We start from the raw sequence: 14,574 nt of genomic DNA on the forward strand, positions 1-14,574 counted from the left end.
GTCAATCTTCCGCGGTCGAATCGTCGAGCGGGGCCGGGCCGCCCGCCCGGTGGGCGTCAGGCCGCCGTGCCCCGGCGGAATCCCGCCACCCGCCGCTCCAGCCGTTCCCGTCGCTCGGGCCACTCGGCCGACGTGATCGAGAACATCGCCGAGTCGCGCAGGCGGCCGTCCTCGCCCGGGGCCCAGGAGCGCGACCAGTTGCGCAGGACGCCCTCGAAGCGGGCGCCCACGCTCTCGATGGCGGCGCGGGAGCGGCTGTTGCGGGCATCCGTCTTCAGGTCGACGCGGGAGACGCCCCACGCCTCGAAGGCGTGCCGGAAGAGGAGGAGCTTGGCCTCCGCGTTCACGCCGGTGCCCTGGGCCGAGGCGGCGAGCCAGGTGAAGCCGATCTCCACGGCGTCCAGCCGGTCGTCGGCCAGCCAGCTACGGGCGTCGAGATACGCCGTGGCGCCGACCGCCCGTCCCGACGCGAGGGACACCTGCGCATAGGGCGCGACCCAGCCCGTGGCCGCGCGGGCGAGCTGGGCTTCGACGTAGGCGCCCATCTCGTGGGCCCTCGGCACCCAGGTGAACGCGTACGTCCCCCGGTCCTCCTCCGCCGCCACCGCCAGATCGGCCGCGTGCCGGTGCTCCAGCGGCTCCAGGCGCACCAGCGTGCCCTCCAGGACCGGCCCCTCCAAGGTGGGACTCACCCGACGATCTCCTTCCGCAGTTGCACGAACGCCTCGTGGAACCCGGGGAAAGTCTTGCGGACGCAGCCGGGGTCGTCGAACGAGATTCCGGGGGTGCGCAGACCGGCCACCGCGAAGGACATGACGATGCGGTGGTCGCCGTAGGTCTTGATGTCCGCGCCCCGGGGGCTGCCGGGGCGGATCTCGATCCAGTCGGGGCCCGTCGCGACGTCGATGCCGAGCCGGCGGAGGTTCTCGGCGCAGGCCTCGAGGCGGTCGCACTCCTTCACGCGCGTGTTGGCGACGTCCTCGATGCGGACCGGGCCGGAGGCGAAGGGGGCGATGGCCACGAGGGTCGGCATGGTGTCGGAGATGTCGCGCATGTTGACCGTCAGCCCGTCGAGCCGGCCGGTGCCCGTCACGGTCGTACGGTCCGCGCGGGTCTCCACCCGCGCGCCCATCCGCCGCAGGACGTCCACGAAGCCCAGGTCGCCCTGGAGCGCCCCCTCGCCGAGGCCCGGCACGGTCACCTCGCCGCCGGTGAGCGCGGCGGCGGCGAAGAAGTAGCCGGCGGTGGAGGCGTCGGGTTCGATCGCGTACGTGGTGGCGCGGTAGCCGCCCGGCGGGACGACGTACGTGTCGCCCTCGCGGCCGACCTCCACGCCGAACGCCCGCATCATCGCGATCGTGATCTCCACGTACGGCACCGAGACCAGGTCCGTGACGGTGACGCGCAGGCCGGTGCGGGTGAGCGGGCCGAGCAGGAGGAGGGCGGTCAGGTACTGGGAGGACTGGCCGGCGTCCAGCACCACCGCGCCACCCTCGACACCGGCCGCCCGGACGGTCAGCGGGTGGTGGCCCTCCGCCTGCTCGTGCCGCAGGTCCACGCCCAGGTCGCGCAGGGCGCGGGTGAGCGGGAGGAGGGGGCGGCGGCGCATCTGGGGGGAGGCGTCGAAGCGGTAGGTGCCGTGGCCGGCGGCGGCGAGGGTGGGCAGGAAGCGGGCGGTCGTCGCACCGTCCCGGCAGTAGACGTCGGCCTCGGCGACGGCGGGGCCCTGTGGGCGGCCGTCGATCTGCCAGCTGTCCGGGGTGCGGCCGACGCGGTAGCCGAGCCGGGTCAGCCCCTCGGCGAAGCCCTCCGTGTCGTCCGAACGCAGGGGCCGCTGAAGGGTGGTGACGCCGTCGGCGGCCGCCGCGAGGAACAGGGCACGGGCGGTGATGGACTTGGAACCGGGGATGTCGACGAGGGGCATGGCCGTCATGATCCCGCGCGGGACCTCTCGGATGCGGGCAGGTCCACGAAATGGACGCGGGCGGGTGTCGCGGAACGCGTCATGGACGTCAGGGCCACACCGCCCACCAGGAGGGCCGCCGCGCACCAGCGCAGGACGCTCACCCGCTCGTCGAGGAACAGGGCCGCCGAGGACATGCCGAAGACGGGGACCAGGAGGGAGAAGGGGGCGACCGTGGACGCGGGATGGCGGCGCAGGAGCCATCCCCAGGCCCCGAAACCGAAGACCGTCGTGACCCAGGCGACGTAGACGACCGTGCCCGCGCCCTGCCAGTCCAGGTTCCGCAGGGCCGCCAGGTCGCGCGAGGGGCCCTCCGTGAGGAGGGACAGGGCGAGGAGCGGCAGGACCGGGACCGTGCTCACCCAGACCATGAAGTTCAGGGCGTCGGGTGGGGACGCCTTGCGGGTGAGGACGTTGGAGACGCCCCAGCAGGCCGCCGCCGCGACGACCAGTGCGAAGGCGCCGAGCGGACCGGAGGCGCCCTCGTCCACGGCCGCCACCCCTATGCCGGCGAGGGCCACCGCCATGCCCAGCAGCCGGAGGCGGGTGGGGCGTTCACCGAGTACGGCGAAGGCGACGGCCGCCGTGAAGACGGACTGGATCTGGAGGACCAGGGACGACAACCCGGCGGGCATACCGGCGTCCATCCCGACGAACAGCAATCCGAACTTCGCCACCCCCAGGACCAGCCCCACCCCCACGATCCACTTCCACGCCACCTTCGGAGGGCCGACGAAGAACACCGCGGGCAGGGCGGCCACCAGGAAGCGGAGCGAGGAGAAGAGCAAGGGCGGGAAGTGGTCGAGGCCGATCTCTATGACGGTGAAGTTCACGCCCCAGACGGCGGCGACGAGTACGGCGAGGCAGAGGTGGGCGGGTCGCATGGGTCGAGGATCTCCGCCATGGACCATGTAGCACCAGCGATGATCGCTGCATGGTTGGATGAAGCAACGCTACTTCTCCGGGAGTTTCCGTGCTCGATCTCCAGCGCCTGCGCGCCCTGCACGCCGTCTCCGTCCACGGCACCGTCGGCGCCGCGGCCGCCGCGCTCGGCTACACCCCCTCCGCCGTGTCCCAGCAGATCGCCAAGCTGGAGCGGGAGACGAGGACCGTGCTCCTGGAGCGGGAGGGCCGAGGCGTTCGCCTCACCGACGAGGCGCTCCAACTCGCCTATGCGGCCAAGGAGTTGCTGGAGATCGTCGAGCGTGCCGAGACCGAGCTGGAGGAGCGGCGCGGGGTGCCGGCCGGGCGGCTGAACATCGCCGCGTTCGCGTCGGCGGCGCGTGGGCTGCTGCCCGCCACCCTCGCCGAGCTGGCCCGCGCCCACCCGGCCCTGGACGCCCGGCTCAGCGAGGTCGACCCCCACCTGTCCGTCGACCTGGTCGCCAAGGGCGCGGTGGATCTGGCCGTCGCCCACGACTGGGACATCGCGCCGCTGCCGGCTCCGGCGGGGGTGGAGCACGCGGTGATCGGCGACGACCTGTGCGACCTGCTGGTCCCGGCCGGCCACCCCTTCGCGGGCCGTACGGCGGTCCGGCGGGAGGAGCTGGGCGGCGAACGATGGATCTGCCAGCCACCCGGCCGGGTCTGCCACGACTGGCTGGTCCGCACCCTGCGCGCGGCGGGGCACGAGCCGGACGTCGTCCACACCGCCGAGGAGAACCCGACCCTCGTCGCCCTGGTCGCGGCGGGCCTGGGCGTCGCCCTCATCCCCCGGCTCGGCCGGGGCCCGCTGCCGCCGGGGGTGGTGGAGGTCCCGCTCGACCCGATGCCCGTACGCCGGCTGTACGCACTGTGGCGCGAGGGCGCGGCCCGCCGCCCGGCGATCGCGGAGACGGTACGGGTCCTGCGGGAGCGGTGGCCGGGAGTGTCGGAACGGGACCCGGCCTGACCGGCGCCGCAGGGCCCGCCCGCCGGCCACCGAGCCCACGCTCATGGAAGGAGCGGCCGCCGCCGATGTCATCCCATGGTCCTTTCGCGGCGCCACGGCCGCGACAGGTTCCACGACCCGAAGACCGAACCCTGGAGCGCATCGCGAGCCGATGACTCAGGCCCGATACACCGGAGAGCACGCCATGAGGATCCATCTGTCCAGTGTCTTCGTCGACGACCAGGAGAAGGCCCTGCGCTTCTACACCGACGTGCTGGGCTTCGTGAAGAAGCACGACGTCCCGCTGGGCGAGGACCGGTGGCTGACCGTGGTCTCGCCGGAGGATCCCGGCGGGACCGAACTGCTGCTCGAACCCTCCGGCCATCCCGCGGTGAAGCCGTACAAGGCGGCGCTGGTCCGGGACGGCATCCCGGCGACCTCCTTCGCCGTGGACGACGTGCACGCGGAGTTCGACCGGCTGCGCGAGCTCGGGGTGCGCTTCACCCAGGAGCCGCTGGAGATGGGCACGGTGACCACCGCGGTTCTGGACGACACCTGCGGCAACCTGATCCAGATCGTGCACAGCGAGTAGAGCGGCTCAAGAACCGCCCACCCGCCGTCGGTCGGATCCCGTCCCACCCGGGTTCCCGCGCCCCCGCCACCTCCCACGCCCCGACTTTCGGGTATCCGTCGGTCACCGGGAACCCGGTCCCCACCCCGCTCGTCCAACCCGCAAGCCGTCGGAAGAGTCTCCTCGGTGCGGTGTCGGCCCTCGCCGCCGGCTGCGATCGCTGACCCACCCTCTCCGCCGCACCGCGGCCGACGGTCATGCCGCCATCGGCGCGCCCCCTCCAATGCGCCGATGGCGGCCCCGTCGCGGGTAGCGTGCGCGCCACCGGGTTCCCGACCTCTGCCGTCGGACACCGGTCCCCCACCTCTCCCCACCGGACCCCCTTCCGGAAGGAGCGCACATGCCCTCCAGACGCACCGTCCTCGCCGCCGGCGCGGGCGTCACCGCGGCCCTCGCGGTCGGCGGCACGGCCCATGCGGACGACCGGCGCCCACGCGCCCTGCTGTCCCGGATGAGCCTGGAGGAGAAGGTCGGCCAGCTCTTCGTCCTCCGGGTTCACGGCCACTCGGCGACCACCCCCGACCAGGCCGACATCGACGCCAACGTCAAAGAGCTCGGCGTGCGGACGGCCGCCGAGTTGATCGCCCGTTACCGGCCGGGCGGCATCGTCTACTTCGCCTGGGCGCACAACACCCGGGACCCGCACCAGATCGCCGACCTCTCCAACGGCATCCAGCAGGCCTCCCTCCAGCAGCCGCGCGGCCTGCCCGTGCTGATCGCCACCGACCAGGAACACGGCATCGTCTGCCGGATCGGCGGACCGGCCACCCTCTTCCCCGGCGCGATGGCCCTCGGGGCCGGTGGATCCGGCCGGGACGCGCACACCCTCGGCCTGATCGCGGGACGCGAACTGCGGGCCATGGGTGTCCGGCAGGACTACTCCCCCGTGGCCGACGTGAACGTCAACCCCGCCAACCCGGTCATCGGCGTCCGGTCCTTCGGCGCCGATCCGGAGGCGGTGGCCGCCCTGGTCGCCGAGGAGGTCAGGGGCTACCAGGCGGCCGGGGTCGCGGCGACCGCCAAGCACTTCCCCGGGCACGGCGACACGGCCGTCGACAGCCACACCGGCTTCCCGGTCATCACCCACAGCCGTGAGGTGTGGGAGGCGCTGGACGCCGTACCCTTCCGGGCGGCGATCGCGGCCGGGATCGACTCGATCATGACCGGGCACCTCCTGGTCCCCGCTCTCGACGCCTCGGGCGACCCGGCCACCCTCTCCCGCCCCATCCTCACCGGCATCCTGCGTGAACACCTCGGCTACGACGGGGTCGTGGTCACCGACGCCCTCGGCATGGCGGGCGTCCGCGCCAAGTACGGCGACGACCGGGTGCCGGTGCTCGCCCTCGCGGCCGGCGTGGACCAGCTCCTCGACCCGCCCGACCTCGCCGTCGCCTGGAACGCGGTCCTGGGCGCCGTACGGGACGGGGAACTCGGCGAGGAGCGGCTCGACACCTCGGTGCTGCGGATCCTGCGGCTGAAGGAGAAACTGGGGCTGCTCGACGAGCCGTACGTCGACCCGGTCGCCGTCGACCGCGTGGTCGGCCGGCCCGAGCACCTCGCGGAGGCCGACCGGATCGCCGAGCGGACGACGACCCTGCTGGTCGACGAAGGCCCGCTGCTGCCCCTCTCCCCCCGCGCCCACCCCCGGCTCCTGGTCCTGGGCTCCGACCCGGCCTCCCCCTCCGGCACCACGGGCCCGCCCACCGGCGTCCTGGCCGCCGCCCTCACCGCGCTCGGCTTCACGGCGACCGCCCTGTCCACGGGCACCGACCCCTCGCCCGAGACCATCGCGCGGGCGGTGACGGCGGCGGGCGCGGCCGACGCGGTCGTGGTGACGACGTACAACGTCACCGCCGCGAGCCCGCAGCGCACACTCGTGGACCGGCTGGCGGCGACCGGCCGGCCGGTGGTGGCGGTGGCCGTCCGCAACCCGTACGACGTGGCCCACCTCCCCTCCGCACGGGCCTGCCTGGCCACCTACTCCTGGTCCGACCCCGAACTGCGCGCCGCCGCCCGGGTGATCGCCGGGACGGTACGGCCCCGGGGGCGGCTTCCGGTGCCGGTACAGCGGGCGGACGACCCGGTCCGGGTGCTGTACCCCGTCGGCCATGGCCTGCGTTACTAGGGCGTGTTTCGAAGCGGTGAAGGCCGTGGACGCCCGACGAACTGCCCGGCGTCCACGGCCCTCCGGGACGGCATGCTCACGGTCGCAGCGCGGGCTCCCGCTCCACGTCCCGTACGTCCAGCTTCGAGTCGAACCTGGCCAGCGGCTTCGCCTGGGCCACGGCGGTGGAGGAGACGCCCGCCCACTCCAGGATCCGGGCTGTGGCCAGGGACTTCTCGTCGGCGGTGAGGCCGGCGACGTTCGCGCCGTGGTTGAGGCCGGGGGCCGTGAAGACGTACGAGTCCTTGGCGCCCTTGCCGAGGCGGAAGCGTTCCGCGCCCCAGGGGTCGTTCTGGCCGTAGACGAAGAGCATGTGGCGGGCGTTGTGCCTCACCCACGTGTCGACGTCCCGCATCGCCCGCGGCTGGAAGCACATCGTGATGTCGCGGGGGACGAAGTTGCGCGGGGGCTGGTAGCCGTAGCGGATGTACTTCTTCTCGATGTGCGGGAAGTGGATGGTGGGGGCGCCGAGTTGGGTGCCCGCCTGGTAGTAGTACGGGGTGTACGGCTCCAGGCCCTGGTCCGTGTAGAAGGAGAAGCCGGAGATCGTGTCGACCGACGTCCAGATCTCGTCGTCGGTGGCGGTGGCCGCGTCCGCCGGGATCGTGTCGCAGTCCGTCAGCAGGCTGTACTGCCAGAAGCCCCAGACGTAGTCCAGGACCACCGCCTCGTAGGCGCGGTCCAGGCTGCCGATCGTGGTGAAGGTGTAGCCGTTCTCGGCCGCGTACGCCTCGTACTTCTTCTCCAGCGGCTCGCGGCGCACCAGTGCCTCGCGCTGCACCGCGTTCAGACGGTCGCGGCACTCCTTGGTGCCGACGGTGGTGAAGAAGCGGTCGTACGCCGAGTCCTCGTCGTTCACGACGTCGTTGGGGGCGACGTAGGCCACCACGCCGTCCATGTCATGAGGGTAGAAGCGCTCGTAGTACGTCGCGGTCATGCCGCCCTTGGAGCCGCCGGTCGAGATCCAGTTCTTGGTGTAGATCTTCTTCAGCGCCCCGAAGATGCGGTGCTGGTCGCTCGCCGCCTGCCAGATGTCCAGCTTGGACCAGTCGGCCGGGGCGGGACGGGACGGGGTGAAGAAGCGGTACTCCATGGAGACCTGGTTGCCGTCGACGATCTGGGTCGGTTCACGGCGGCTGGGGGTGGTGGAGACGTTGTAGCCGCCGGTGTAGAAGACCGTGGGGCGGCTGACGTCCTTGTGCAGCACGGTGATGCGCTGCTGGAAGGTGCCCGCGGAGGGGTGCCGGTGATCCACCGGCTGTGTGTAGTTCAGGACGAAGTAGCGGTAGCCGGGGTACGGCTTCTCCTGGATCAGGCTCATGCCCGGGATCGCGAGAAGCTGGTCCTTGATGTCCGTGGCCCCCGGCTCGGCGGCGGTCGCCGCTCCCGCCGTACTCAGCGTGCCTATGAGCACGGTGAGCGCCAGCAGCCATCTGAGCGCCTTGCGCATGCGCGTGCACCCTTCCCTGTGAGACAGATGTGCACCGGAAGCTATCCGGGGCAACACCCGTCGCACCAGAGGGCGTTGGCGGGAGGCAGACTCAGCAGAGGATCCAGCCGGAGCTGACCGAGCCCCGTCCCACCGAGCCCCTCACCCACACACAGCGGTGTCCGGCGTACACGCGCACCGGCAGGGAGGTGCGGGCGTGCTTGCGCGTCTTCCGCACGGGCACGTGGCCGCGCGCCTGCACGCTGACCGATATCCGCCGCTGCGGCCCGGGATTGCGCTGGACGGTGTAGGCACAGATCCAGTCGCCGCTCTTGTAGACCCGCACGGATCCGGTGGAGAACGACAGCGTGCGCACCTTCCGGCCCGCGCAGAGGGAGGACGCCGCCTGGGCGTCGCCCGGCGCCGCGAGCGCCAGCATCCCGGAGGTGGTCAGTACGGCCATGCCGACCGCCAGCCGCCGCAGCGCACCCCGCCCACCCCGCGCGTCTCCGCCCATGGTCCCGACCCCTCCCCACGCTCGCCGTATGCGACCCGTACGGGATTCCCGTACAGATGTACGGACGCAGGACATATGTCGGATGGTTGCACGGCCGTCACGCGGACGCGCCGACCGGCTCGTCAGCGGGACACGCCGACCGGCTCCTCCGGTTCGGCCGCCCCGACGAAGGTCCGCCACAGACGGGCGTAGCGTCCGCCGAGGGCGAGGAGTTCGTCGTGCGTGCCGTCCTCCGCCACCCGGCCGTGGTCCATGACCACCACCCGGTCGGCGCGGGCCGCCGTCGTCAGGCGGTGGGCCACGACGAGTGTCGTGCGGCGGCCCGCCAGACGGTCGGTGGCCTGGTTGACCTGGGCCTCCGTCGCGAGGTCCAGGGCCGCTGTCGCCTCGTCGAGGAGCAGGACGTCCGGGTCCACCAGCTCCGCGCGGGCCAGGGCGATCAGCTGGCGCTGACCCGCCGACAGGTTGCGGCCACGCTCGGCCACCTCGTGGAGGTAGCCGCCGTCGAGGGTCGCGATCATCTCGTGGGCGCCGACCGCCCGTGCCGCCGCCTCCACCTCGGCGTCGGTGGCGTCCGGGCGGCCGTAGGCGATGGCGTCGCGGACCGTGCCGGGGAAGAGGTACGCCTCCTGCGGGACGACACCGAGACGGTGGCGGTACGAGGTGAGGTCCAGGGACCGCAGGTCCGTGCCGTCGACCGTCACCCGGCCGGACGTCGGGTCGTAGAACCGGGCCACCAGCTTGACCAGGGTGGACTTGCCGGCGCCCGTCTCGCCGACGAAGGCGACCGTCTGGCCGGCGGGAACGCGCAGGTCGATGCCGCCGAGGGCCTCTTCCTCCTCGCCGTACGCGAAGTGCACGTCCTCGAAGGCGATCTCGCCGCGCAGGGAGAGGACTTCGAGGGGCTCGTCGGCCGTCTTCGTGGACGTCGGCTCCTGGAGCAGCTCCTGGATGCGGCCCAGCGACACCGTGGCCTGCTGGTAGCCGTCGAAGACCTGGGAGAGCTGCTGGACCGGGGCGAAGAAAAGGTCGATGTAGAGGAGATACGCCACCAGGGCGCCGGTCGTCAGGGTCGCCTCGTCGATCCGTCCCGCGCCCGCGATCAGGACCGCAGCGGCGGCCACCGACGACAGGAGCTGGACGAAGGGGAAGTAGACCGAGATCAGCCACTGGCCCCGGATCCGCGCCCGGCGGTAGCTGTCGCTGCGCTCCGCGAACCGCGCCCCGCCGTCCCGCTCGCGCCGGAAGGCCTGCACGATCCGCAGCCCGGAGACGGACTCCTGGAGGTCCGCGTTGACCACCGACACCCGCTCGCGGGCCAGCTCGTACGCCTTCACGCTCGCCTTGCGGAAGAAGTACGTGGCGATGATCAGCGGGGGCAGGGTCGCGAAGACGACCAGGGCCAGCTGTACGTCGATCACCAGCAGGGCGGCCATGATGCCGAAGAACGTGACAACCGAGACGAAGGCCGTGACCAGGCCGGTCTGGAGGAACGTCGAGAGGGCGTCCACGTCCGTGGTCATCCTCGTCATGATCCGGCCGGTCAGCTCCCGCTCGTAGTAGTCGAGTCCGAGGCGCTGGAGCTGGGCGAAGATCTTCAGACGGAGGGTGTAGAGGACGCGCTCGCCGGTGCGGCCGGTCATCCGGATCTCGCCCGTCTGCGCCGCCCACTGGACGGCGACGGCGACCAGGGCGAGCAGCGAGGCCGTCCAGACCGCGCCGAGCGCCATCCGGGTGACGCCGTCGTCGATGCCGTGCCGGATCATGATCGGCAGCAGCAGGCCCATGCCGGCGTCGACGGCGACCAGGCCGAGGCTGAGGAGGAGCGGGGCGCTGAAGCCCCGCAGCAGCCGGCGCAGACCGTAGGACTCCTCGGGGGTGACCGCGCGGGACTCGTCGACCTCCGGGGTGTCGGTGGCCGGCGGGAGCGCCTCCACCTGGGCGAGAAGCTCGGGGGTGGCCGGCATGCCCGCCAGAGCGGTGTCCTTCGGCTCACGGTCGCCGGTCCACAGCCGTGGCGTGACGCCGCGCTCGGCGTCGAACTCGGCGTCCAGTTCCTCCCGCACGGAGGTGTCCTCGGCGGTGGCCTGGGGCTGGGCGTGGCCGGGCGAGACGCCGCCCAGCTCGTCCGGGTCGGTGAGCAGGCGGCGGTAGAGGGCAGAGCGCTCCTGGAGCTCCTCGTGGGTGCCGAGGTCGGCGAGACGGCCGGCGTCGAGGACGGCGATGCGGTCGGCGAGGTTGAGGGTGGAGCGGCGGTGGGCGATCAGGAGGGTGGTGCGGCCCTCCATGACCTGCTTGAGGGCCTCGTGGATCTCGTGCTCGACGGCGGCGTCCACGGCTGAGGTGGCGTCGTCCAGGACCAGCAGACGGGGGTCGGTGAGGATCGCGCGGGCGAGGGCGACGCGCTGGCGCTGGCCGCCGGAGAGGGTCAGTCCGTGCTCGCCGACCTTCGTGTCGTAGCCCTCGGGCAGCTCGGCGACGAAACGGTCGGCCTGGGCGGCGCGGGCGGCGGCCAGGATCTGCTCGTCGGTCGCGTCGGGACGGCCGTACGCGATGTTGTTGCGGACCGTGTCGGAGAAGAGGAAGGAGTCCTCGGGGACCAGGCCGATCGCGGCCCGCAGCGAGTCGTGGGTCAGCTCGCGGACGTCGTGGCCGCCGACCAGGACGGCGCCCCGGGTGACGTCGTAGAAGCGCGGGAGGAGCAGGGAGACCGTCGACTTGCCGGAGCCGGAGGAGCCGACCACCGCGAGGGTCTCGCCGGGCCGGATCTCGAAGCTCAGCCCGTCGAGGACGGGGTGGTCGGCGTCGTAGCCGAAGGAGACGTCGTCGAACTCGACGGTCGCGGGGGCGTCGGCCGGGAGCTCCTTGGTGCCGTCGGTCATGGACGGCTCGGTGTCGATCAGCTCCAGGACGCGCTCGGTGCCGGCGCGGGCCTGCTGGCCGACGGTGAGGACCACCGCGAGCATGCGGACCGGGCCGACGAGCTGCGCGAGGTAGGTGGAGAAGGCGACGAACGTGCCGAGGGTGATGTGGCCGCGCACGGCGAGCCAGCCGCCCAGCGCCAGCATCGCCACCTGGCCGAGGGCGGGGACGGCCTGGAGGGCGGGGGTGTACTTCGAGTTCAGGCGGATCGTGCGCAGGCGTCCCGCGAACAGGCGGCGGCCCACCTCGCGGAGCTTGCCCGTCTCCTGGTCCTCCTGCCCGAAGCCCTTCACCACGCGTACGCCGCTGACGGCCCCGTCGACCACGCCCGCGACGGCCGCCGCCTGGGCCTGCGCGTACCAGGTGGCGGGGTGCAGCTTGGTGCGGGAGCGCTTCGCGATCCAGGCGAGGGCGGGGGCGACGGCGAGGGCGACCAGGGTGAGTGGGACGGACAGCCAGGCCATCACCACGAGGGAGATCAGGAAGAGGGCGAAGTTGCCCACGGTCATCGGGAGCATGAAGAGAAGGCCCTGGATGAGCTGGAGGTCGCTCGTGGCGCGGCCGACGACCTGGCCCGTGGACAGCTCGTCCTGGCGGCGGCCGTCGAGCCGGGTGATCGTCCCGAACATGTCCGTGCGCAGGTCGTGCTGCACGTCGAGGGCGAGGCGGCCGCCGTAGTAGCGGCGGACGTAGGTGAGGGCGTACACGAGGAGGGCGGCCACGACCAGTGCGGCCGCCCAGGGCGCCATGTCGCGGGTGTGGTCGCCGATGACGTCGTCGATGATCACCTTGGTGATCAGGGGGACGACCGCCATGACGGCCATGCCGGCGAGACTCGAACCGAGGGCGAGGACGACGTCCTTGGGGTACCGCCAGGCGTATCCCGTCAGTCGCCGTGCCCATCCCTGCTGCTGCGTCACGCCGGTGCCTTCCGATTTTCGGCCTGCTCTACCGGAAGGCACCAACGTCGACAGCGGCGGATTTCATCCCGCCGCGACACTCGGGGTCGCGACCCTCACGCGCAGAAAGTAGAACCGGGTCGTCTGGACCGCGTTCTGGTTGTCGTCGCTCACCAGCAGGACCTTCAGGCGGCCCTTCGAGGACCCCGTCACCACCATGCCCTCGATGTTGTCGAGCAGCGGGTTCGGCTGGGGCTGCTTCGCGGTCGCTCCCAGTGACGGGCAGGTCACGAGGTCGGTGAGGAGGGTCTTCCTGATCAGGTGTACGTCCGGCCGGCCCGTGAGGGTGTCGATGGTGCCGGTGTCCGTCGCGTGGCGGGGGTCGGCGAGGTAGAGGCGGACCGTGTTGCCCACGCCCGTGGTGAAGCCGCGTTCCAGGACGAGGAGGCGGCCGTCGGGGAGGGCCTGGACCTCGGGGACGCCGAGGCCGGTGTCGGTGCGGTAGGCGTACTGGGCGGCGAGACGGAAGGGGGCGCCCTTGGTCCGGGTCCAGGTCTGGAAGCGGACGATGCCGGCGGTGTCACCGGAGATCGCGTACTCCATCGACGCGAGGAGGGTACGGCCGCCGGGGAACAGGGTCAGGCCCTCGAAGGTCTGGTTGGTGGTGGCGCGTCCGGCGGGGGCGACGAGGAGTGAGGGCGGGACCGGGAGGCGGTCGAGGATCCTGCCGTCGGCGCTGTAGCGGCGGACGGACGGCTCGGTCTCGGAGGTGATCAGGCGGGTGCCGTCGCCGTCGACGACGAGGCCCTCGCTGTCGAGCGCGGCGCCGTTCTCGTCGGCGAGCGGGACGACCGACTTGGGCGCGAGGGTTCGCGCGTCCAGGCCGAAGAGGGCGGAGCGGTCGGAGAGGGCGGCGAGGGAGCCGTCCCGGTCCAGGGCGAGGGCGGAGAAGTTGCCGACGAAGGTGCCGTCGTACGTCGTCTTGTCGAGGGCGTCGGAGAAGCCGTCGAGGGAGACGGTGGGTGAACAGGCGTTGTTCACCCGGGGGTCGGCGTTCGCGGGGCCGGCGGCGGTCAGACAGGCGGCCGCCGCCAGGCCGGCGGTGAGGGTGGCGAGTACGGTTCGCAGGCGCATGGGTGTCACCGTAGGGCGGACCGGTGACATGCGGTGGGCCGGCGCGTAAAGGCTTGCTCAGGAGGCGGCCAGGTCCCTGTGGATGACCTTGGCGACACCCTGGATGGTCGTGATGCCGTAGTTCATCGTGCTGTTGCCGTGCGTGAGGACGGTCATCACGTAGTCGTGGCCGCCGCCCTTGAAGGTGCCGACGCTGTGCACGCGCCAGCCGTACGTGGCGCGCGACAGCCAGCCGTTCTTGACGTGCCAGGTGACGTCGGCGGGCCTGCCGTAGGGGGTGCCCCAGCGCTGCGAGGAGATGACCTGGCTCATCAGCTTGCGGATGTAGTAGCGCGAGTCGTCCGTGAGGACCGTGTTGTGCGCGGTCAGCAGCTTGAGCAGCTTCTGCTCGTCGGTGACCGTGATCTGGGTCAGGCCCCAGTAGCCGTTCGCGCCGGGCTTGGTCTGGGTCATCCGGGCGGCCGCCAGGAAACCCTTGATCTTCGTCATGCCGAGCTGCTTCCACAGGGTGGAGGTGGAGGCGTTGTCCGACTTGGTGATCATGGCGGTGGCGAGCGACTTCTCACGGCTGGTCAGCGCGCGGTTCGTCTTCTGCGCGTCCCACAGCAGCGTGGCCAGGACGGTCACCTTGACGACGCTCGCCGAGTCGTAGGCGGTGGAGGCCCGCAGGGTGCAGGTGGTGTTGGTGCTGCGGTCGTAGAGCCCGACCGCGATCGTGCCCTTGCGGTTGGCGAGGGCGGCCGTGATGTCGTTCTTCAACTTGGTGGCCAGCGCGGCCTTGCTGGACGTACAGCTGACGGTGGGGGTGGCGGCCGAGGCGGGTGCGGCGGCGGCCACGCCGGTTATGAGGACACCGGTGCCGAGTGCCGTGGCGACCAGTCCTCTCCTGCGTGCAGGGGTCCGAGTCATGCGTAGTTGACTCATCGGTTCGGGTGAAAGGTTGTACGACCGCCCTGGGGTATTGGGCAAAGCCTGGTCAACGCGTTACGACTCCCTGTGCGTCTTCACAGGCGTCGGCCAGCTTCACCACAGCGACCACCCACAA

The 14,574-nt window shown here is 72.0% G+C and carries 11 protein-coding genes; 3 read left to right on the forward strand and 8 right to left on the reverse strand.

Annotation, left to right across the window (positions count from 1 at the left end; translation table 11 throughout):
• Positions 1–56 precede the first annotated feature (56 nt).
• The 3 genes from ACIBVL_RS34605 to ACIBVL_RS34615 are packed head-to-tail and all read right to left on the reverse strand — an operon-like array spanning position 57 to position 2,847.
• Positions 57–692 (reverse strand): GNAT family N-acetyltransferase, encoded by a 636-nt coding sequence (locus tag ACIBVL_RS34605; protein ID WP_399103614.1) that lies wholly within the window; start codon positions 690–692, stop codon positions 57–59.
• The gene (aroA, locus tag ACIBVL_RS34610) at positions 689–1,924 is read right to left on the reverse strand and encodes a 3-phosphoshikimate 1-carboxyvinyltransferase (RefSeq protein ID WP_399103616.1); all 1,236 of its coding nucleotides are present in this window, start codon (positions 1,922–1,924) and stop codon (positions 689–691) included. Before aroA ends, ACIBVL_RS34605 begins: the two co-directional genes overlap by 4 nt.
• Before the next feature lie 5 nt (positions 1,925–1,929).
• A complete protein-coding gene (locus ACIBVL_RS34615; protein ID WP_399103618.1) occupies positions 1,930–2,847 on the reverse strand; it encodes an EamA family transporter in 918 nt (305 codons plus the stop codon).
• 89 nt (positions 2,848–2,936) lie between these two features.
• On the opposite strand from ACIBVL_RS34615, the gene ACIBVL_RS34620 reads away from it, so the two are divergent.
• The 3 genes from ACIBVL_RS34620 to ACIBVL_RS34630 all read left to right on the forward strand — a co-directional run bounded on the left by ACIBVL_RS34620 (position 2,937) and on the right by ACIBVL_RS34630 (position 6,589).
• A complete protein-coding gene (locus tag ACIBVL_RS34620) occupies positions 2,937–3,854 on the forward strand; it encodes a LysR family transcriptional regulator (protein WP_399103620.1) in 918 nt (305 codons plus the stop codon).
• A 184-nt stretch (positions 3,855–4,038) separates the two neighbouring features.
• A complete protein-coding gene (locus ACIBVL_RS34625; protein ID WP_399103622.1) occupies positions 4,039–4,425 on the forward strand; it encodes a VOC family protein in 387 nt (128 codons plus the stop codon).
• Between the two features lie 379 nt (positions 4,426–4,804).
• Entirely contained in the window at positions 4,805–6,589 is a 1,785-nt protein-coding gene (locus ACIBVL_RS34630) for a glycoside hydrolase family 3 protein (protein ID WP_399103624.1), read from the forward strand.
• A gap of 76 nt (positions 6,590–6,665) precedes the next feature.
• On the opposite strand, the gene ACIBVL_RS34635 is transcribed toward ACIBVL_RS34630, so the two are convergent.
• From ACIBVL_RS34635 to ACIBVL_RS34655, 5 genes are all read right to left on the reverse strand, one after another.
• Positions 6,666–8,078 carry a S28 family serine protease gene (locus ACIBVL_RS34635; protein WP_399103626.1) on the reverse strand — a complete coding sequence of 471 codons (1,413 nt, stop codon included), beginning with the start codon at positions 8,076–8,078 and terminating at the stop codon, positions 6,666–6,668.
• A gap of 91 nt (positions 8,079–8,169) precedes the next feature.
• Positions 8,170–8,574, reverse strand: coding sequence for a hypothetical protein (locus ACIBVL_RS34640; protein WP_399103628.1), 405 nt, complete (start codon positions 8,572–8,574; stop codon positions 8,170–8,172).
• Positions 8,575–8,696: 122 nt separating this feature from the next.
• The gene (locus tag ACIBVL_RS34645; RefSeq protein WP_399103631.1) at positions 8,697–12,416 is read right to left on the reverse strand and encodes an ABC transporter ATP-binding protein; all 3,720 of its coding nucleotides are present in this window, start codon (positions 12,414–12,416) and stop codon (positions 8,697–8,699) included.
• A 63-nt stretch (positions 12,417–12,479) separates the two neighbouring features.
• Positions 12,480–13,529 carry an esterase-like activity of phytase family protein gene (locus ACIBVL_RS34650; RefSeq protein ID WP_399103633.1) on the reverse strand — a complete coding sequence of 350 codons (1,050 nt, stop codon included), beginning with the start codon at positions 13,527–13,529 and terminating at the stop codon, positions 12,480–12,482.
• 57 nt (positions 13,530–13,586) lie between these two features.
• Positions 13,587–14,438, reverse strand: a complete 852-nt coding sequence (locus ACIBVL_RS34655; protein ID WP_399103635.1) for a serine hydrolase — start codon at positions 14,436–14,438, stop codon at positions 13,587–13,589.
• Between the last annotated feature and the right edge of the window lie 136 nt (positions 14,439–14,574).

The organism is Streptomyces sp. NPDC049687, from assembly GCF_044465285.1.
In the GTDB taxonomy this organism is placed as follows: domain Bacteria; phylum Actinomycetota; class Actinomycetes; order Streptomycetales; family Streptomycetaceae; genus Streptomyces.

Excerpts from the sequence above, each read along its gene's own strand:
- aroA (WP_399103616.1), bottom strand. The coding sequence starts at position 1,924 with ATGCCCCTCGTCGACATCCCCGGTTCCAAGTCCATCACCGCCCGTGCC.
- ACIBVL_RS34640 (WP_399103628.1), bottom strand. The coding sequence starts at position 8,574 with ATGGGCGGAGACGCGCGGGGTGGGCGGGGTGCGCTGCGGCGGCTGGCG.
- ACIBVL_RS34650 (WP_399103633.1), bottom strand. The coding sequence starts at position 13,529 with ATGCGCCTGCGAACCGTACTCGCCACCCTCACCGCCGGCCTGGCGGCG.
- ACIBVL_RS34635 (WP_399103626.1), bottom strand. The coding sequence starts at position 8,078 with ATGCGCAAGGCGCTCAGATGGCTGCTGGCGCTCACCGTGCTCATAGGC.
- ACIBVL_RS34630 (WP_399103624.1), top strand. The coding sequence starts at position 4,805 with ATGCCCTCCAGACGCACCGTCCTCGCCGCCGGCGCGGGCGTCACCGCG.
- ACIBVL_RS34615 (WP_399103618.1), bottom strand. The coding sequence starts at position 2,847 with ATGCGACCCGCCCACCTCTGCCTCGCCGTACTCGTCGCCGCCGTCTGG.
- ACIBVL_RS34625 (WP_399103622.1), top strand. The coding sequence starts at position 4,039 with ATGAGGATCCATCTGTCCAGTGTCTTCGTCGACGACCAGGAGAAGGCC.
- ACIBVL_RS34655 (WP_399103635.1), bottom strand. The coding sequence starts at position 14,438 with ATGACTCGGACCCCTGCACGCAGGAGAGGACTGGTCGCCACGGCACTC.